This is a genomic window from uncultured Ruminococcus sp. (assembly GCF_937915125.1).
Taxonomy (GTDB): Bacteria; Bacillota; Clostridia; order Oscillospirales; family Ruminococcaceae; genus Ruminococcus_C.
In genome coordinates this window covers 17,929-36,744 of sequence record NZ_CALDMP010000074.1, presented here as the reverse complement: position 1 = coordinate 36,744, position 18,816 = coordinate 17,929, and the positions used below count along the sequence as shown (strand labels likewise).

The window sequence follows — 18,816 nt, the reverse complement described above, 5'->3', positions numbered from 1 at the left end:
TGACGAAAAATCTGACGGCGCATCTGACGCACAATCTTTGTGCGGTATTGCCGTAAAAATGTGTGAAGCCGGATCAGATCACGTGACAGCATGGATAAAGTTTCTGGTTGGATACACTTTTTCCTGGATTTGTCTAAACCATTCATATTTCCTCCTTGATTTTTTTTGCACGATATCTTATAATAGTTTTTATAGGGTAACACCCGTCTGTTTCAGAACAGCTGCGGTGTTGCCCTTGTTTGTGCAATGGGAGGTTTTTGACATGTTATCTGCGGAACAAAATAATCCTCTGGGGACGGAACCGGTCTCCCGGCTGATGGTGAAATTTGCCGTACCCAGCATTGTTGCCATGCTGGTCAGTGCATTGTATAATATTATCGACCAGCTGTTTATCGGACAGGCTGTGGGGACCCTGGGTAATGCGGCAACAAATATTGCCTTTCCCTTTACCACGTCCTGTGTGGCTCTTGCACTGCTTTTCGGCATCGGCGGCGCGTCCTGTTTCAACCTGACCATGGGACAGGGAGAAACCAAAAAGGCACCCTATTTCATGGGCAATGCCATCACTATGCTGGTTTTCAGCGGTGTACTGCTCAGTGCAGTCACTCTCCTGTTTCTGACGCCGCTGCTAAAAGGCTTTGGTTCGCCGGACGACGTGCTGCCCCTGGCGCAGGTGTATGTTCGCATTACTGCATTTGGATTTCCTTTTCTGATTCTGACCACCGGCGGCGGACATCTGATCCGTGCAGACGGCAGTCCGAAAATGACCATGATCTGTAATCTGACCGGTGCTGTCGTTAACACCGTATTGGATGCATTTTTTGTTCTGAAGCTGGACTGGGGAATGGCAGGCGCTGCCCTTGCCACCAACATCGGAGAGGGAATATCAGCGCTGATCGTAATTGTCTATCTGGTGCGGTTTCGCAATGTGCCGCTGCAATGGAAACATCTGATCCCAAGGCGAAAGTATGTGCTGCGTGTTTCTTCCATCGGCATGGCGTCCTGCTTCAACCAGCTTGCCATCATGATCGTACAGATTGCCCTGAACAATTCCCTGCGTCATTATGGTGCGCTTTCTGTTTATGGGGAGTCCGTGCCCCTTGCCTGTGCAGGCATTGTCATGAAAGTGAACCAGGTGGTGTTTGCTATTGTCATCGGGCTGGGACAGGGAACCCAGCCCATCGAAAGCTTCAATTATGGTGCAAAGCAGTATCTCCGGGTACGCCAGGCATACGGTCTTGCCGCCAGAACTGGTGCACTGATATCGATCGTTGCATTTATTCTGTTCCAACTGTTCCCGAGACAGATCATGTCCCTGTTCGGATCGGGCAGTGAGAGCTATTATGAGTTCGGGGTAAGATTTTTCCGGCTTTTCTTGTTCTTTACCTGGATCAATTTTGTCCAGCCCATTACATCGACCTTTTTTACTTCCATCGGCAAACCATTGAAAGGCATGTTTCTGTCTTTGACCCGACAGATCCTCTTTTTCCTGCCTTTTTTGATCGTCTTGCCTTTGGCGTTCGGCATTGACGGCATTCTCTATACTGGTCCCATCGCAGACTTTTTGTCTGCGGCGGTGACCATCGGTATGGTGGCACTGGAATTCCGGCGGATGAAAAAATTGCAAGCACTGCAATCATCATAATCCAAAAAACGGTATGGACGCATCAGCATCCATACCGTTTTTATTTAAATGGCTTTTATGCATTTTATTTAAACACTGCCAGCAGGAATCCAGCTGCAATTGCCGAACCGATTACGCCGGCAACGTTCGGTCCCATAGCATGCATCAGCAGGAAGTTGGACGGATTTGCCTTCTGTCCTTCCTTCTGAGAAACACGGGCTGCCATAGGCACAGCAGAAACGCCTGCGGAACCAATGAGCGGATTGATCTTTCCGCCGGTGACCAGGTACATGATCTTGCCCACCAGCAGACCGCCGATGGTGGAGAAGCAGAAAGCTGCCAGTCCCAGGAAAACGATCATGAGCGTCTCCAGCGACAGAAACGAAGATGCAACAGTAGTCGCACCAACGGAAATGCCCAGAAATACTGTGACAATATTCATCAGCGCATTCTGTACTGTGTCCGACAGACGCTCTGTCACGCCGCATTCCCGCCACAGGTTGCCCAGCATCAGACAGCCGATGAGAGGTGCTGTGGACGGCAGAAGCAAAATGACCACAAGTGCCACGACAATGGGGAAGAGGATCTTCTCTGTCTTGGTCACCTGACGTGTCATTTCCATCTTGACTTCCCGTTCTTTTTTCGTGGTCAGGAGACGCATGAGAGGCGGCTGAATCATGGGAATCAATGCCATATACGAATATGCAGCAATGGCAATGGGTCCCAGAAGTTCCGGTGCCAGCTTGCTGGTCAGGAAAATTGCCGTGGGACCGTCTGCACCGCCGATGATACCGATGGAAGCTGCCTGGTTGCCGTCAAAGCCCAGACAAACTGCACCGAAGAACGCCAGAAATACGCCCATCTGTGCGGCAGCACCCAGCAGCAGATTTTTCGGGCTGGACAGCAGGGGACCAAAATCCGTCATGGCACCGATGCCTAGGAAGATCAGGGATGGATATAAGCCGGACTTGACGCCGATATACAGGATGTCCAGCAGACCGCCGTTTGCCATGATGTGTCCATAGCTATGGTAATACTCGCTGCTTTCATCCAGAAATGCGCTCCACAGTTCCGGATGATACAGAGCATTGGCGGAGCTGACGCCGTCCACAAAGAAGTTCGACACATTTACCAGCAGACAGCCGAATGCAATGCCCACCAGCAGCAGGGGCTCAAACTTTTTCTTGATGCCCAGATACAGCAGGACGCAGGAGATGAGGATCATCACAAGGTTTTTCCAGCCGCCGTCTGCAAAAAAGCTCACGAAGCCGGAGTCGTTCAGCAGATTTTGAAGGGTCTCCAGAATATTCATTGATACCCCTCCTTTATGCCAGTACGATCAGCGGCGAACCAGTCTCTACCGTAGAACCCTTGGAAACGACCACCTGCGCCACCGTACCGTCTTTCGGTGCCAGGATCTCGTTTTCCATCTTCATTGCTTCCAGAACCACCAGAAGCTGTCCTGCCTTGATGGTATCTCCCTGCTTGACTTCCACACGCAGGATATTGCCGGGCATCGGCGCATTCACCGGTTCCCCGGCAGCAAGATTCACTGCCGGTGCTGGTGCAGGAGCCGCAGCGGCTGGTGCCGCCTCTGCTGTGGGTGCAGCTGCCGGAGCCGGTGCACATGCCTCATATTCATCAAGCAGAACAGCCTTTCCGGCTTCTACTTCTACCTCATAGGTTTTTCCATTCAGGGTTACTTTATACTTCATCCTCTTTGACCTCCTTGATCGAAATAAAGCGCAGTTCATTCAGCGGTTTCTGCATTTTGTACGCCACAACAGCCATGACCATTGCCGCTTCCTTGTCGGGTACGTCATACAGCTTCACATGACCGGCAGAACCAGGTGCAAGGGGCTGTTCCGGTGCAGTTTCTTTCACTGTCGCCGGCATCTCTGCCGGAGCAGCAGCCTTCGATGCTTCGTCCTTTTTTGCCTTTGCCCTGAACACAGCGCCCATAATATAGAGCACGATCATCAGAAGCAGCAGACCGCAGAATACAACGAGATAACCGAACACTGCCGTAACTGCTGCTTCGCCGATGCCCATCTCTGCTGCCGCAGAAATTCCGTTTGGCATAGATGTCCCTCCTTACATTTCCTCGATGGTATATACTGTTTCGTTTTCTTCCTGTGCCTTTCGTGCTTCCAGGAATTTCACCGTCTGATCCGGGAAGCAGATATAGCTCATAATATCTTCTTCCGACCGCGCCAGATCGCCCAGTGCTTCTGCTGCCTCCTGGAATTCTACACCGGTGCGCTTCTGGTCCTCCACCCGGCAGTCCACAGGCTTTCCGCCTTCACCCAGCACCTGGGTAATGAGATCTTCACTGACCGGTGCGGGAGCGATACCATATTCGCCCTTGATATAATTCTTGATCTCCTTGGAAATCTGCTTATAGCGCTGTCCCAGCAGGACATTTGTCACTGCCTGGTTGCCTACCATCTGGGACAAGGGAGTGACAAGCGGCGGATAGCCCATATCGGCACGAACCTGGGGAATTTCCGCCAGGGCTTCGTCGAACTTGTCCATGGCTTTCATATCTGTCAGGTTGGCGATCATATTGGACAGCATACCGCCGGGGACTTTATATACCAGAGCCTGTGCATCAGTGCCCAGGCTTTTGGGGTTGATCTGACCGTTGTCGATATATTTCTGCTTGATGGGTTTGAAGTAATCGTTGACTTCATTGATCAACTTTTCGTCCAGACCCGTTTCAATGCCGTACTGCTGGCAGGCATAGAACATGGTCTCTGTTGCCGGCTGAGACGTACCGCCGGAGAAGCAGGAGGTCGCTGTATCAATGACGTCAATACCGGATTCGATGGCTTTGGTCAGGGTCATATATGCCATACCAGTGGTGCTGTGGGTATGGAGAATCAGCGGCATATCGCCCACAGCGTCCTTGATGCCCTTGATGAGGTGTTCTGCTTCATAGGGCGTCATGGTACCTGCCATGTCCTTCAGACAAATGGTCTGGAAGCCCATGCGCTTCAGTTCCCGGCACATTTCAATATACTTGTCCACCGTGTGCACCGGACTCTGGGTGTAAGAAATACAGCCGGATGCAATGGTGTTCTTGGTGGCATATTTCATGGTGGCGTTCAGCGCCGTTTCACAGTTGCGGAAATCGTTCAGTGCGTCAAAGATACGAATGATGTCAATACCATTTTTGATGGAAAGCTCGATGAATTTTTCCACCACATCATCGTGGTAGTGCTTATAGCCCAGCAGATTCTGACCGCGGAGCAGCATCTGAAGCTTATTGTTAGGCAGATTCTTCCGCAGCTTGCGCAGACGCTCCCACGGATCTTCGTTCAGATAGCGCAGGCAGGAGTCAAATGTGGCACCGCCCCAGCACTCGATGGAATAGTATCCCGCCTTGTCCATAACCGGCAGAATATCTTCATAGTCTGCATAGGGCAGGCGGGTCGCCATCAGGGACTGGTTTGCATCACGCAAAACGGTTTCGGTAAACTGTACTTTTCTCATATAGGAACCTCCTCATGAATCGGCGGACGCAGCTCCTGCGGCAGCACCGCACAAAGAGTGCCTGGCGGCATTGTGCGGTGCTGCCCCGTATTTCATCTGAAACCAGAGCCGTCCTCCCAGGAAATATCTCACGGTTAAAGTATAGCACAAAACCATGAATATTTCCACGTCTTTCTTTAAGCTCTTTCATTATTTTGTTTTTTGGATTTTTTCCTTTGTTTCCAAAAAGAAGTATTTCGATTCTCTTCGAAAAAAAGAAGGCATGTCGAATCACCCCGGAATATGGGTGCCTGTACCTGCAAAAGGGTCAATATCAGTATGTGCAGAATCCTCGCTGGGATTCCATGCCCGGAACCGGAAAAGCCGGCAATTATGGGGATTCGGGAAAATGTATACTTTTTCTTGCAATATGCTTTGATTTCCGTGCAAAACGGCGGTAGACAAGCGTCAGATTTTATGGTAAAATGTTGAATTAGAGAGTAGATTATTCCCATGAAAAAGGGAACAGGGAGGATATCCATGGAAATTATACGAAGCAAGCCGAAAAAGGTCATAAATAAATATGTGCTCTTTCCCGCAGTGATACTCATTGCCGCTGGAATTACCGCAGCACTGATCATGGGGTGCATGGGTACGCAAAAGATCCAGCAGAATTTTTCTGAAACAGGAGCAGCTGCCGGAGGTGATGCTGTGTCGGTTTATGCCGCAACGCCAGTAACATCTGCGGAAGCAGCGCCGAAACCTTTCGACTATACGTTATGCTTTGCGGGGGATGTGTGCGTTGCTGACAATGCACGCACCACAGCTTACTGGGAGACCCAGGGGAGAGATATTACCAAATGCATTGACCCGGTGATGATCGACCATATGCAGGATGCGGATATCTGTTTTGTGAACAATGAATTTCAGTATTCTGACCGTGGCTCAGCACTTCCGGGAAAGCCATGGACATTCCGGGGAGATCCGGAGAATGTCTGCGTTATGGAAGATCTGGGTGTGGACATCGTCTCCCTTGCCAATAACCATGTGTATGATTTCGGCGAAGATGCTCTGTTGGATACCATGGATACTCTGACCGATGCCGGAATCCCCTATGTGGGCGCCGGAAAAGATCTGGATGAAGCATCGGCGGTATACTATTATGAGCTGGACGGCTTTACCGTTGCCTTTGTTTCCGGTACACGTGTGGAATGGATCGAGGAGACAAAGGGTGCCACGGAAACCACACCGGGTGTATTCCGTACCACGGATCCGTCCCTACTCTATGCCCGTGCCAAAGAAGCTTCTGCCAATGCAGATTTTGTGGTAGTGTATATGCACTGGGGCATGGAGGCAGTGACCTATCAGGAGGAATATCAGACAGAAACGGGACACGGCCTCATTGCCTGCGGTGCAGATGTCGTCATCGGTGACCATCCCCACTGTCTCCAGGGCATTGAATATTATCAGGGAAAGCCCATTCTGTATTCTCTGGGGAATTACTGGTTCAACGGCAAGTCCATGGATACCATGCTGGCGGAACTGCATATCAGCGGCACTGCTGAGGACTATGAAATGCAGCTGCAATTGATCCCCGGCAGACAGGAAAACTGTCAGGTTGCATATTTGTCGGAAGAAACAGAGCAGGATGCATTTTACCGGAACATGGAGTATCTTTCCAGTGCTTACGGCATTTCCGTGGATCAAGACGGCTATGTGACAGAACTGGAGACAGAAACAGGAATGGAATGATAAATAAGAGAACAAGTAATGGGTGAGCCGGAGGCTCACTTGTTATTTTTTGTATCCGTTCCATAAATACTCCTATAACGCAAAAAGGGCTGTTGCAAGGACAGCAAAATCCTGATTTACGGGTCGATGTGAGCATCGACCCCCTACAAAATGTCACGTAATTTGTGGTGATTTGTAGGGTGCGATGCTCACATCGCACCGTTTTCTCGTGGGATTTTGACTGTGTGCAACAGCCCCATATTTGTGCGGTATTGCCTTAAGGCAACACCGTACAAAGAGCGCCTATCGGCTTTGCACGTCATATGCTTGCATCTTTTCCGTCATATTTCACAAAAATGCTCGTGAATACACAAAGTATTCACTACGCTTTTTGTTTCATCTGACGAAAAATCTGACGGCGCATCTGACGCACAATCTTTGTGCGGTATTGCCTTAACCCTGTGCCGACTGGAACTTTTTCTTTACCGCCTGGAGCTTTGTCATCTCCGCACGGTCAGTGGGATACCAGCCCTTTGCCGCCATCTTGTCATACAAGGTGTCCTGCATACAAAGGGATTCGCTCAAAGCCTGGCTGAATGCCTGGTGCACGTTGCTGGTGGGGGATTCCATAGTGCCATGCACATATAGATCACAAACGCCCTTTTCCAGCAGCAAAATGCCTTCCATCAGATTCTTGTCATCCATGTTTCTGCCTCCTTTTCTTCTAAAGCAAGCCGTAAAAGCTCTGGAACAGCTTCCGGTGCTTCTCCGCCATCTGCTGCACACACTGCTTCAGATCCTCGTCCTGGATCTGCGATGCTGCGTTCTTGCACTGCGTCTGAAAATATTGCTCATGCCCCAGCGCATCCTCCACGTATAACAGTTCTTTGCTTGTCATAGCTCTCACCTCCGCTGTTAGTTTGCACAGGAATATTTTGATTATACGCTGCGTTTCACTTTGTCCCTGTTATATCCCTTTTCGTCACCATCGCTACCGTATCGTTGAAATACGCCCTTAGAATTCGATTGCATTCCGGAAGAATATATGATATAATATAAGCAATCAAAACATAGATAAGGATGATAGGATGCAAATTTTACATACAACGCCCCGTGGGGACGGCTTCGCCATGCCGGCGGAATTCGACCGCCATGACGGCTGTCTCATGATCTGGCCCACCCGGGGAGATTCCTGGCGCAGAGGCGGCTGGCCGGCACGGGATGCCTTTGTTGCCGTGGCTTCTGCCATTGCAAAGTCGGAAGAAGTCACCATGCTGGTGGATGCTTCTCAGTATGAGACCGCCCGTGCCATGCTGCCTCCGGAAGTACGGCTCGTGGAACTGTCCACAGACGATTCATGGGCAAGAGATGTCTGCCCCACCTTCGTCCGTGACCGGGCAGGCAATGTCCGCGGCGTGGACTGGGGCTTCAATGCCTGGGGCGGTCTTGTGGATGGATTGTATTTTCCCTGGGATAAGGACAACCATGTCGCCCGGAAAGTCTGCGACCTGTTCCGCACAGACTGCTATGACTGCCGGGAATTTATTCTGGAAGGCGGCAGTATCCACAGTGACGGCGACGGCACTATCCTCACCACAGAAAGCTGTCTCCTCAGTGCCGGACGCAATCCCCACATGACCCAGGCGGAAATTGAGGACAAGCTCTGCGATATGCTGAATGCTCGGAAAGTGCTCTGGCTGCCGCGGGGTATTTACGGCGACGAGACAAATGAACATGTGGACAATATCTGTGCCTTTACGGCGCCGGGAAAAGTTGTCCTCGCCTGGACAGACGACCAGAACGACCCACAGTATGCCCTTTCCAAGGCGTGTGAGGACTATCTGCTGCAGCAGGCGGATGCATGCGGCAGGAAAATCCAAGTGACACGTCTGCCCATTCCCCAGACGCCGGTGTGTATCACTGAAGAGGAATGCCGGGAACTGGATCTCTGGGACGGCGAACCCACACGCACTCCCGGCGAACGGCTGGCGGCGTCCTATGTGAATTTTTACATTGCAAATGAATCAGTACTTGTGCCCCAGTTCGGCGATCCCATGGACAAGACCGCCTGCGAAATTCTGGCGGCACAGTTTCCCACAAGAAATATCGTTCCCATTGCCGCACGGGAAATCCTGCTGGGCGGCGGCAATATCCACTGTATCACCCAGCAGATCCCACATTCTGAAAGGAGTTGCTTCTGATGCGTAAAGTAACTGTTGCCGCCGTACAGATGGCGTGCACCCCGGATGCAGAGGAAAACCGCTGCACTGCGGAAAAAATGGTACGGGATGCGGCTGCATCCGGTGCACAGATCATCCTGCTGCCGGAGCTGTTCGAGACACCTTATTTCTGTCAGGAACGCCGTTATGCGTCCTATGACCTCGCCACAACGCCGGCGGACAATCCGGCGATCCAGCGGCTGCGCAAGGTTGCCCGGGAGTTAGGCGTTGTACTGCCTGTCAGCTTCTATGAGCGTGCCGGAACGGCGCTGTACAATTCCATTGCCATTATCGATGCGGACGGCACTGTGCTGGGCATTTACCGCAAGACCCACATCCCCGATGACCATTTTTATCAGGAAAAGTTCTACTTCACCCCCGGTGACACCGGTTTCCGGGTGTGGAATACACGCTATGCGAAAATCGGTGTGGGTATCTGCTGGGATCAGTGGTTCCCCGAAGCGGCACGGTGCATGGCGTTACAAGGGGCAGAACTGCTCTTCTATCCCACCGCCATCGGCTCTGAACCCATTCTGGAAGTGGACAGCGCACCTCACTGGCAGCGCTGTATGCAGGGGCATTCTGCGGCAAATCTCATGCCAGTCATTGCGGCAAACCGTATCGGTACGGAAACCGTTCAGCCGGATGAGGAAAACCAGCAGCAGTCCTCCTCCCTCTGCTTCTATGGAACATCCTTCCTCACGGACGGCACAGGAGCAGTGATACAGCAGCTGGGCAGGGATGAGCCGGGCATTGCACTGGCAGAATATGACCTGGACGAGCTGGAGGAAATGCGCATGAGCTGGGGCGTGTTCCGTGACCGCCGACCGGAATACTATGGTGCCATCAGTGCGCCAGCCCCTGTTGTTCTGCCGGAATAACCAATTCGAAGCCGCTTTGTAACGGTTTGTTACTGTTATAATCTGGATATAATAGCGAGGTAATGCCTGAAATTGGATGGATCTACAGCGTGTTTTTGTACAGAATTGAGGGATTCCTTCCGCTTAGTTTGTGCAGTGCGCCGAAAATTCGACACTTTTTTCAAGGGGGCACATAAAACGATTGACATTGTAGGGAAACTTCGCTATAATAAATAGTGGATTCATGACAATTTGATTACAATCGGCGTTGGTTTTTTGTCGATTTGATACGAAAGCATACGGCAGCGATTGCAAAATGGAAACATGCAGTCGCCTGATTCGAAAGGACGTGAAACCATGGCGCTTCGAGTGCGCAAATTACTTCTGGCAGCGGCAAGCAGTCTGCTGACAGCACTGACCATTGGTGCTGTTTCCGCAGGAGCAGCTGATGCTGAAACAGATACACAGACACTGAATCGGTTTATTGTCACAGACAGCGGCAATCGTGTTCTGACGGGCAGCGTTTCTTCCAACCAGATCACACAGACTGGCTGGTATGTTTCAAATGACGATAGCCTGTATTATTATTATAATGACGGAAGCTGTGCTACGGATGAGACCACTCTGGAGGATGGGTACACATACTTGTTCGCTTCAGATGGTGCACTGCGTACCGGCTGGCAGACCGTGGAGGGCAAACGGTACTATTATAATGCAGAAATCGGCACTCCTGTGTTCGGTTGGCTCTCCTATCATAATGAGCTGTATTACGTAGACGAAGAGGCAGGAAAGCTGACTGGAGTCCAGGAAGTCGGCGGCGTACCGTATACGTTCAATGATTATGGCTGCGTGCAGACCGGATGGATCTCCTATGAGGATGGTTCTCTCTATTATTATGATGAAAATGCCGTTCCGGCAAGCGGCTGGGTCACCGATGAAAACGGTACCTATTACTTCACCGCAAACGGCGCAGCATCTGGCCTGACTGTCATTGACGGCAGCAATTATTACTTCTCACAGGACAAGCTGATGCAGACCGGATGGATCATCACAGAAAGCGCTGCCATGTGGGCAGATGCAAACGGCGTGCTTGCAACTGGAAAAACAGTGATCGACGGAAAGTCCTATTATTTTGACAACAATGGTGTCATGCAGACTGGATTGGTCACCACTGCCGAAGGTACTTATTATTGCGGCAGTGACGGCGTAATGCTCACTGGTTTCCAGGTCATCAGCGACCAGATCTATTACTTCCTGCCGGAGACCGGATTGATGCAGACCGGATGGCAGACTATCGGCGGAAAGCTGTACTATTTCAACATTTCTTCCGGTGTTATGCAGACCGGATGGATCACCGCAGACAGCGGGAAGTTTTATCTAACCGAAAATGGAGCAGCATCGGGACTGACTCTGGTAGATGGTGTTACATATTATTTTGATCCGGAAACAGGCGTGATGCAGACCGGCTGGCAGACCATCGACGGAAAGCTCTATTGCTTCTATGCAGAAACAGGCGCTATGCTTACTGGCTGGTCTATTCATGATACCGACAAGGTTTATCTGACCGAAAATGGCGCTGCTGCTGGTATTACGGAAATTGATGAAGAAACGTACTATTTTCTTCCGTCTACAGGGGCAATGCAGACCGGATGGATCACTGTTGACGGTGTTTCCCGGTATTTCGATCCCACTACCGGCGCAATGACAGAAGTTGGTCATGCAGAAGTGCAGCTGGATGCTCCGGATTATAAGCAATTTGATAGTCAGTGGGCAAATAAGACCATCACCTATTCTACCATCGGAAAGGTAGGTTGTCTGGTAACTGCTATTTCTATGAAGTATTCCTATGAAACTGGTACTGCAACCACACCGGACAAGATGCTCTCCAAACTGAGTTTCAGCGGAGATAGTCTCCTCTGGTCCTCCTGCACCAATTTGGGCTATACCGTAGAGGACGCAAGCGGTTCTCTCTCTCAGGCACAGATGCAGAAGATTTATAACTGTCTGCAAAATGATACACCGGTCATCATCGGTGCAAAGAAATCCAACGGCGGTCAGCACTATGTATTGGTCACCGGCTATACTGGTTCCACTGGAACAACATTTTCTCTTTCAAACTTTGTCATCAACGATCCGGGTTCCAGCACACGGAGCCGACTGGATGAATATTTGGCATTATATCCCGCATTGTATAAAATCATCTACTAATCTTCTTTTCTATCAGCCGTCGTCATGGGGCGACGTGCTCCCGGGTTTGGGAGCAAAAGGACATGGTAAGATCGACAGTGAAATATGATACATTGTCTCCTCGCAGCAAATGCTTGCGAGGATTTTTGTTGCTTTTTTTGGTATAAAGAAACGCCCATATCCTGGGAAAGGTCAGGATATGGGCGTTTGACGACGAGCAGCGAGTGGATGGCGGTGAAGATTTTCATGGGTTCGGTCAGAGATTAGTATAAACATCTTCTGCTATTTTTTCGTTCCAATTCCGGATGCGTGCCCGCATCTCGTCAATGGCAAGGACGCCATAGGCAAATCCCTTTTTCACCAGTTCTTCCGGCAGGAATTCATCATATTTTTCAAACATAGGAACTTCCTTGGGATAGACAAGCTCTATAGGATCCAGGGGCTGGCGTTCCATCTTGGACAGCACCTGGAAAAACTGTTCCTTGCTTGCCTGCATCTTGAACTGGATGAAGTACGGTCGGGAAGAATCCATGCCGGTCAGCTTCAGATGGGGTGCGCACTTGATTTTGAGAAAGCGTTCCAATGCCAGAAAGGCATATGTCCCCAGCCACGGGAACAGACACCACATATCACCGCCCAGACAGATCAGCGGTTCTTCTGTCAAACCGGAATTTTCTGCTGTATGCCGTGCCAGTTCCAGCCTTGCCACGGCATTTTTCATGAGATAGGGATAGACTGCATTTTCTCGCAGCACCATGCGCATCCGTTCTAGCACTTTGGTATTGATGTCTCCGGGGCATTCTCCGAAATATGCCGGAACCTTTCCCTTAACCTGTTCGCAGTAGACCAGATGCCGCTTGTGATCCACTTCCTCTACTATCCAGACATGCCCTGCAATGGCGATCTTTTCTCCTGCCGGCGGCGGCTGGACAATTGTTCCTAGCTCCTGGGAATTCCATCGGACGGTATATTCCTCGTTTTCCTGGAATACCGCATAGAATTTGAAAGAATTGGTGATCCGTTCTCCGGCAATGCCCACAATCAGACCGCCGTTTTCCGTGCGCTGGATATGGTCAATGGACAGCAGATGGCGCAGAAGTGTCTTGAAATCTTCCTGCGTAACCCTGTGAAAATAGCTGAGTGTCAGCACACGGGATGCCAGTGCTGCCGGGGACAACTCGCCGCAGGAGGCAAGGGTGCTCATTGTCTGGTGATACAGCAGGCTGTAGGGCAGACGATCCAGCCTCGGCGGTTCCACCCAGCGCTCCTGGACATAGAGCTGCACCAGCGCAATTGCCTGTATCAGTTTCCAAGGCACGGTGGTGGGGAGCATTGCCCGGGCTTCCGGCGGGTCTTCCCGGATGACAAACCACATTTCCGGCGGCAAATCTCGTCTGCCGGTACGTCCCATGCGCTGCAAAAAAGAGGATACTGTAAAAGGTGCGTCAATCTGAAATGCCCGTTCCAATCGTCCGATGTCAATGCCCAGCTCCAGCGTGGCAGTGGTAACTGTGGTCTGAAACTGTTCCTCGTCCTTCATGACTGCTTCAGCAGTTTCCCGGTAGGCGGCAGAGAGATTGCCGTGGTGAATGAGAAAGCGATCCGGTTCATGCTTTACCTCGCAGTATTGCCGCAGAGTGGTAGTGACAGCTTCGCATTCCTCCCGGGAATTCACAAAGACCAGGCATTTTTTTCCACGGGTATGTTCGAAAATATAACCGATGCCCGGGTCGGCGTGTTCCGGGGCAGTATCTGTTTTCTGCGCCAGTTCCGGCAGCGCCTGTTCCACGGATTTTCCCTGGGCAGACTGTTCCCCTTGGATATAGAAATGCTCCATGGAAAGGCGCCATTTCGTTCCCTTTGTTTCGATACGGGGAATAACCGTGCCTCTGCCTGTACCGGAGGCGAGAAATGCACCGGTGCCTTCCAGATCGCCGATGGTGGCAGACAAGCCGATACGCCTGGGGTTGACGCCGGCAAGCTTTGAGAGCCGTTCCATCAGGCAAAGGGTCTGACCGCCGCGGTCGCCACGCATAAGAGAATGCACCTCGTCAATGACGATAAAGCGCAGGTCGTGGAACAGCTTGGAGATGGCGGCGTGCTTGTGGAGTAAGAGCGCCTCCAGAGATTCCGGGGTGATCTGCAAAATGCCGGAGGGATGTTTCAGCAGTTTCGCCTTGTGAGATTGTGCCACATCTCCATGCCAGTGCCAGACGGGTATATTGGCTTCGGCGCAGAGATCATTCAGACGCAGGAACTGGTCGTTAATGAGGGCTTTCAGCGGTCCGATGTAAATGGCACCTACGGAGACAGGCGGATCTTCGGAGAACAGAGTCAGAATGGGAAAAAAAGCCGCTTCTGTCTTACCGGAGGCAGTAGAAGCGGACAGCAGGACATTTTCGTCCGTGTTGAAAATGGCATCCCCGGCAGCGACCTGAATGGCGCGAAGGGATTCCCAATGATTCTGATAGATGAAATCCTGGACAAATGGGGCGTAGCGGTCGAAAATGTTCATGTCAGTTCCTTTCTGCGCAAAGCGCAGGCAATAGAGTTTTTTTGGTGCAACAATCTTTAGGGCAATACCGTACAAAGCCGATAGGCGCTCTTTGTGCGGTGTTGCCTTAGGGCGAGTCTGCCGATGTCATTTCCATTGGGCATTAGGCTGGAATGTTGGGAAGCAGATTGGTGTCACGAGTTCTCAAGCTGCAAAATTATCGTTCTTATTCTACCGTCACGATCTCCACTTCTTCCACATTGTCACACCGCACCAGAATCCACTGCTTGAAAGAAGTCTCCTTAGGCGGAGACAGCGGCGCAGTTACGGCAACCGTTACCTTTCGGGTATGCCGGATTTCCCCGTTACAATAGGATTCGATATCCCCCATGGAAAGAGATTTCACCTGAGGAAACAGAATCTCTGCTTCCTCACCCAGAGCGATAAGCTCTGTGTCTGCCTCTTCAAATCCCGTAATATCGGAAACCTGAGAAGCTTTTACCATATTCGCCCCAATCAGAATACTGGGGATCAGCAGCAGTGCTGTGGAAATCACCACATTGCGCACCACTCTTTTCTTTGCCTTTTTCTCCAGAATCGTATGCTTCGGCACTTTCAGAAGCAGGAGTACAATAATGGAGGACAGACAGATAAAGTAACTGTTCAGGGTAAATAGATAAAATGCGCCACAGAAATAATTCCACTGTTTGGTGGCAATGCCGTATCCTGCAGTACACAAAGGCGGCATCAGGGCTGTGGCAATTGCCACACCGGGAATGACATTGGACTTCTCTTTGCGTGTCATGCCGATGATGCCGGCAAGACCGCCGCAGACTGCGATCAGAACATCCCAGATAGTAGGCGTTGTACGAGCCAACAACTCTGAGGTGGAGTTCGAGATGGGTGTGATGCTGAAATAAATGGTAGAGGTTACAAGGCAAATGAATATTTGCAGCAGAAAGCCCAGGAAATAACGCCGGACAATTTTCAGATCGCCGGATGCAATGCCATAGGCAACTGCCATGATACTGCCCATGAGCGGCGAGATCAGCATTGCACCGATGATCACAGCGGTAGAGTTCATATTCAGACCGATGGAGGCAATCAGAATCGCCAGAATCAGCACACACATATTCGTGCCACGGATGGTGGCGCCATTCACCAGACGGTTGTATATCTCGTCCTGGGAAGCGGTGTCGTCTTTCAGAGAAAAAACATCTCCAAAAAATTTCTTAAAAGCATGCATTTTGGACACTTCCTTTTTATTAGTCTATCTCATATGTCAAACTCCGCAAACTCCGGTGCAACTGCCCCATCTTCCTCATTCACCTGCGCCTTGGCATAGGAAAAACTGTCGGAATGCAGCAGCTCTGTCACCTTGATCTGGGGGTTCTGGTACACAATATCCAGCAGTTCAATGAAATCCCGGATCACCTCACGGGGCGTGATGTGAGAATCCGACCCAATCCTGCCAAACTCGATCTGGATAAAGGTGATCATGTCCTCCTGCGTCAATGTCTGGGTGTAGCCGAACAGTCCGGCGTGGATATCCGCCAGCTTTTCAATGAGTACCAGCATTTCCTCATTGGTCAGCGGCGACAGGTGTATCACTGGTGCCAGCATATCCTTGACGCCCTCTCTGCCGAACCGACCCTCTGCCAGACGAGAACGCAGGGCTTCGTAGCTATACACGCCACGCCGGGTGTCCTCAATGCACTGGGGCGTACCGCCCATGATGATACCCAGATATTTCGCCTTGCCCTGTAGAGTGTCGTTGTACATGGTGAGAATTTTCTCATAGTTGTACTGCCGGGTGATGCTATTGGGAATCTTATAGATATTCACCAGTTCATCTATGAGCACCAGCAAACCGCTGTAGCCTGCCTTTTTCAGGAACACGGCAAACAGCTTGATATACTCATACCAGTCCTCATCTGTGATGATGATATTCACGCCCAGTTCGGATTTGGCTTCCGTTTTGGTGTTATACTCACCCCGGAACCACTTTACAACCTTTGCCTTGCTCTCATCGTCGCCATTCCAGTACGCATTATAGTAAATGGTCAACAGCTTTGCAAAATCGAAGCCGTGCACCATTTCATTGAGTGCGCCGATGACCTCATAAATTTTCGATTCCACCGCCTTGCGGAACGCCGGGTCATTGCTGTCCAGTCCGCTCTCCGCAGCAGTTTTGCTCTGGATATGGCTGATCCAGCGGTCCAGAATCAGTGTCAGTGCACCGCCATCGGGTCTGGTCTTGGTGGACATATTCCGGATCAGTTCCTTATAGGTGGCAAGTCCCTGCCCTTTTGTGCCCTGAAGCCGCCGCTCCGGAGATAAATCCGCATCGACTACCACAAAGTTCCGATCCATAACGTGGCTGCGGACGGTCTGGAGCAGAAAGCTTTTGCCGCTGCCGTATTTTCCCACAATGAAGCGAAAGGCTGCACCGCCGTCTGCCATAATATCCACATCATGGAGCAGTGCGTCAATTTCGTTTTTTCTGCCTACGGTAATATACGGCAGACCGATCCGGGGCACAACGCCGCCTTTCAGGGAATTGATGATCGCTGAGGCGATCCGCTTTGGTATCTTCATGGAGTAATCATTCCTTTCAGTTCGTCTGCATAATCTTCAATCAGCTCCGGCGCATCGCCCTCGAACAAGATCACCGTATCTGCAAACTGGTCGAACAACTTTTCATTGATGCTGTCCACCAGCACCGACAGCATGACGCCATGTTCCCGGAGCAGTGCATCATAGGGCTTTTCCTGGAGCAAACATTGCAGAAATTCCACTTCTATGGCATCCAGTCCGGCGGCAGGTTCGGTCTGTTCCGGTAATATTTCGGGAGACGCAACTGGTTCCGGCGTGGGTTCCGGGAAATATTCCGGCTCTTCTGGTTCTGTATCCACAATAAGCTTGTCCCGTGTAATGGCTGCCTCCCGGCGGATGTCTTGGAGCTTGGAAATATCCATCTCGAATTTCGGTGCGGCATGGGCTTTTTTCTCCGCCAGGAACTGGTCGACTTCTTTCTGAATCAGGTTCAGGAGATATTTTTTCTCCGTCGCCGGCTTCATGGGATAGCGGAAATCATACGCCTCACGCATCATGCTGTCCACTGTTTTCAGGATCGCACCCAGTTCCTTGTGCTTGCCGCAGCTGCCATAGTATTTTTCGCATGTCCAGATGCCGTTTCTGCATCGGTAGCGGTGAATAGGACTTATGGCGTACTCCCGATCCTGCTTGTCCTGTAGATAGAACACAGCGGAACGGAACATAAAATAGGTACAGGTCACTTTCTGTCCGAACAGGGATTCGCAAAAGCTTTTTTTGCGGTATTTCTCGTAATACGACGACAATGCAGAAAAAACATTGCACACCACCTGTTCCATATCTTCGGAATACTGCTGATAAAACCGGGATTTTTCCATATGATATGTCGAAAAAGTCACCAGTGCCGAAAAGATCTCGTGGGTACTATGGCTGTCCGGCTGGAGCAGCGTCAGCAGTATCCTCTCAAATTTCAGGTCGTCGGTGTCCTCCAGAAGCGAACGATCCAGACCATAATAGACCACATAATCCCTCAGCCATACGGGCATATACGAATCGATCTGGGCATCCAGTTGCCGGTAGGTCCCCCAGAACGTCCGGAGCATGGTGAAGCCCTCTTCCGGAGACGGCACGCCGATCTGATTGAGCAGTTCGTAGAGATACACGAACACATAGGCAATGTCGGTTTTTTTCACAGTACCATGTCGCACCTTGGTACGCCAGGTGAAGTAGGTGCGGAGCTGGTCGTTGTTCATGCTGCGGTAGGTGGGATAATAGCGGCTGAACCCTACAGTATTCGGGAAATCGTCCTCGTACGTTTCCATCATCTTCCCTTGCTCATAGAAGAGCCATTCATCGGAATGATGATAGGCATCGTAGCTTTGCGCAAGCTTTTTCATGGCACGAATTTCCGGCGGCAGATAGTTTTTCATCTGTGCCGCTGTGTGCAGGATCGGCTCGTCCTGGTACACCTGGGAAGAAAAAGACTTGCTGTTTTGCAGTTTTTCATCGGATAAGATCAGAGAGATGAGCTTTTGGATACTGGACAAGCCGCCACCGCCTTTCACCTGTATTGCCATATATTTTTATCAATTACAGTATAGCATATGGGATGTGGAATGTCAAACTATCAAATCCGAGGAAACGAAGTTTTAACATACAAACGGCAGGAAC

Annotated in this window: 15 protein-coding genes; 5 read left to right on the top strand and 10 right to left on the bottom strand. The window is 50.8% G+C overall.

The genetic code is table 11. The features are described from left to right. The first annotated feature begins 262 nt into the window (after window positions 1-262). Window positions 263-1,645 carry an MATE family efflux transporter gene (locus Q0418_RS07405; protein WP_298483504.1) on the top strand — a complete coding sequence of 461 codons (1,383 nt, stop codon included), beginning with the start codon at window positions 263-265 and terminating at the stop codon, window positions 1,643-1,645. 64 nt (window positions 1,646-1,709) lie between these two features. Here the strand turns inward: Q0418_RS07405 and Q0418_RS07400 are convergent, their stop codons facing one another. The 4 genes from Q0418_RS07400 to Q0418_RS07385 are packed head-to-tail and all read right to left on the bottom strand — an operon-like array spanning window position 1,710 to window position 5,119. Beyond that, the gene (locus Q0418_RS07400) at window positions 1,710-2,936 is read right to left on the bottom strand and encodes a sodium ion-translocating decarboxylase subunit beta (RefSeq protein ID WP_298483503.1); all 1,227 of its coding nucleotides are present in this window, start codon (window positions 2,934-2,936) and stop codon (window positions 1,710-1,712) included. Window positions 2,937-2,949: 13 nt separating this feature from the next. After that, the gene (locus Q0418_RS07395) at window positions 2,950-3,339 is read right to left on the bottom strand and encodes a biotin/lipoyl-containing protein (RefSeq protein ID WP_298483502.1); all 390 of its coding nucleotides are present in this window, start codon (window positions 3,337-3,339) and stop codon (window positions 2,950-2,952) included. Then, the gene (locus tag Q0418_RS07390) at window positions 3,329-3,706 is read right to left on the bottom strand and encodes an OadG family protein (protein WP_298483501.1); all 378 of its coding nucleotides are present in this window, start codon (window positions 3,704-3,706) and stop codon (window positions 3,329-3,331) included. Before Q0418_RS07390 ends, Q0418_RS07395 begins: the two co-directional genes overlap by 11 nt. Window positions 3,707-3,718: 12 nt before the next feature. Then, on the bottom strand, window positions 3,719-5,119 hold the full coding sequence (locus Q0418_RS07385) for a pyruvate carboxylase subunit B (protein ID WP_298483500.1): 1,401 nt from the start codon (window positions 5,117-5,119) through the stop codon (window positions 3,719-3,721). A gap of 519 nt (window positions 5,120-5,638) precedes the next feature. Here Q0418_RS07385 and Q0418_RS07380 point away from each other — a divergent pair. Then, entirely contained in the window at window positions 5,639-6,850 is a 1,212-nt protein-coding gene (locus Q0418_RS07380) for a CapA family protein (protein WP_298483499.1), read from the top strand. 432 nt (window positions 6,851-7,282) lie between these two features. On the opposite strand, the gene Q0418_RS07375 is transcribed toward Q0418_RS07380, so the two are convergent. Further along, window positions 7,283-7,534: a spore coat protein gene (locus Q0418_RS07375; protein WP_298483498.1), complete on the bottom strand. Its 252-nt coding sequence runs from the start codon at window positions 7,532-7,534 to the stop codon at window positions 7,283-7,285. A gap of 19 nt (window positions 7,535-7,553) precedes the next feature. Further along, on the bottom strand, window positions 7,554-7,727 hold the full coding sequence (locus tag Q0418_RS07370; protein WP_298483497.1) for a hypothetical protein: 174 nt from the start codon (window positions 7,725-7,727) through the stop codon (window positions 7,554-7,556). A gap of 190 nt (window positions 7,728-7,917) precedes the next feature. Here Q0418_RS07370 and aguA point away from each other — a divergent pair, with 190 nt between their 5' ends. The 3 genes from aguA (at window position 7,918) to Q0418_RS07355 (ending at window position 12,116) form a co-directional block, all read left to right on the top strand. Then, window positions 7,918-9,030: an agmatine deiminase gene (aguA, locus tag Q0418_RS07365; RefSeq protein WP_298483496.1), complete on the top strand. Its 1,113-nt coding sequence runs from the start codon at window positions 7,918-7,920 to the stop codon at window positions 9,028-9,030. Then, entirely contained in the window at window positions 9,030-9,929 is a 900-nt protein-coding gene (aguB, locus tag Q0418_RS07360; protein WP_298483495.1) for an N-carbamoylputrescine amidase, read from the top strand. Before aguA ends, aguB begins: the two co-directional genes overlap by 1 nt. Window positions 9,930-10,265: 336 nt before the next feature. Continuing rightward, on the top strand, window positions 10,266-12,116 hold the full coding sequence (locus Q0418_RS07355) for a papain-like cysteine protease family protein (protein ID WP_298483494.1): 1,851 nt from the start codon (window positions 10,266-10,268) through the stop codon (window positions 12,114-12,116). A 235-nt stretch (window positions 12,117-12,351) separates the two neighbouring features. On the opposite strand, the gene Q0418_RS07350 is transcribed toward Q0418_RS07355, so the two are convergent. From Q0418_RS07350 to Q0418_RS07335, 4 genes are all read right to left on the bottom strand, one after another. Next, complete coding sequence (locus Q0418_RS07350; RefSeq protein WP_298483493.1) at window positions 12,352-14,610, bottom strand: DEAD/DEAH box helicase; 2,259 nt, start codon at window positions 14,608-14,610, stop codon at window positions 12,352-12,354. A gap of 205 nt (window positions 14,611-14,815) precedes the next feature. Beyond that, a complete protein-coding gene (locus Q0418_RS07345; RefSeq protein WP_298483492.1) occupies window positions 14,816-15,835 on the bottom strand; it encodes a TIGR00341 family protein in 1,020 nt (339 codons plus the stop codon). A 29-nt stretch (window positions 15,836-15,864) separates the two neighbouring features. Next, on the bottom strand, window positions 15,865-17,187 hold the full coding sequence (locus tag Q0418_RS07340) for an ATP-binding protein (protein WP_298483491.1): 1,323 nt from the start codon (window positions 17,185-17,187) through the stop codon (window positions 15,865-15,867). Continuing rightward, the gene (locus Q0418_RS07335; protein ID WP_298483490.1) at window positions 17,184-18,692 is read right to left on the bottom strand and encodes a TerB N-terminal domain-containing protein; all 1,509 of its coding nucleotides are present in this window, start codon (window positions 18,690-18,692) and stop codon (window positions 17,184-17,186) included. Before Q0418_RS07335 ends, Q0418_RS07340 begins: the two co-directional genes overlap by 4 nt. Between the last annotated feature and the right edge of the window lie 124 nt (window positions 18,693-18,816).

Excerpts from the sequence above, each read along its gene's own strand:
- Q0418_RS07405 (WP_298483504.1), top strand. The coding sequence starts at position 263 with ATGTTATCTGCGGAACAAAATAATCCTCTGGGGACGGAACCGGTCTCC.
- Q0418_RS07400 (WP_298483503.1), bottom strand. The coding sequence starts at position 2,936 with ATGAATATTCTGGAGACCCTTCAAAATCTGCTGAACGACTCCGGCTTC.
- Q0418_RS07395 (WP_298483502.1), bottom strand. The coding sequence starts at position 3,339 with ATGAAGTATAAAGTAACCCTGAATGGAAAAACCTATGAGGTAGAAGTA.
- Q0418_RS07390 (WP_298483501.1), bottom strand. The coding sequence starts at position 3,706 with ATGCCAAACGGAATTTCTGCGGCAGCAGAGATGGGCATCGGCGAAGCA.
- Q0418_RS07385 (WP_298483500.1), bottom strand. The coding sequence starts at position 5,119 with ATGAGAAAAGTACAGTTTACCGAAACCGTTTTGCGTGATGCAAACCAG.
- Q0418_RS07380 (WP_298483499.1), top strand. The coding sequence starts at position 5,639 with ATGGAAATTATACGAAGCAAGCCGAAAAAGGTCATAAATAAATATGTG.
- Q0418_RS07375 (WP_298483498.1), bottom strand. The coding sequence starts at position 7,534 with ATGGATGACAAGAATCTGATGGAAGGCATTTTGCTGCTGGAAAAGGGC.
- Q0418_RS07370 (WP_298483497.1), bottom strand. The coding sequence starts at position 7,727 with ATGACAAGCAAAGAACTGTTATACGTGGAGGATGCGCTGGGGCATGAG.
- aguA (WP_298483496.1), top strand. The coding sequence starts at position 7,918 with ATGCAAATTTTACATACAACGCCCCGTGGGGACGGCTTCGCCATGCCG.
- aguB (WP_298483495.1), top strand. The coding sequence starts at position 9,030 with ATGCGTAAAGTAACTGTTGCCGCCGTACAGATGGCGTGCACCCCGGAT.
- Q0418_RS07355 (WP_298483494.1), top strand. The coding sequence starts at position 10,266 with ATGGCGCTTCGAGTGCGCAAATTACTTCTGGCAGCGGCAAGCAGTCTG.
- Q0418_RS07350 (WP_298483493.1), bottom strand. The coding sequence starts at position 14,610 with ATGAACATTTTCGACCGCTACGCCCCATTTGTCCAGGATTTCATCTAT.
- Q0418_RS07345 (WP_298483492.1), bottom strand. The coding sequence starts at position 15,835 with ATGCATGCTTTTAAGAAATTTTTTGGAGATGTTTTTTCTCTGAAAGAC.
- Q0418_RS07340 (WP_298483491.1), bottom strand. The coding sequence starts at position 17,187 with ATGAAGATACCAAAGCGGATCGCCTCAGCGATCATCAATTCCCTGAAA.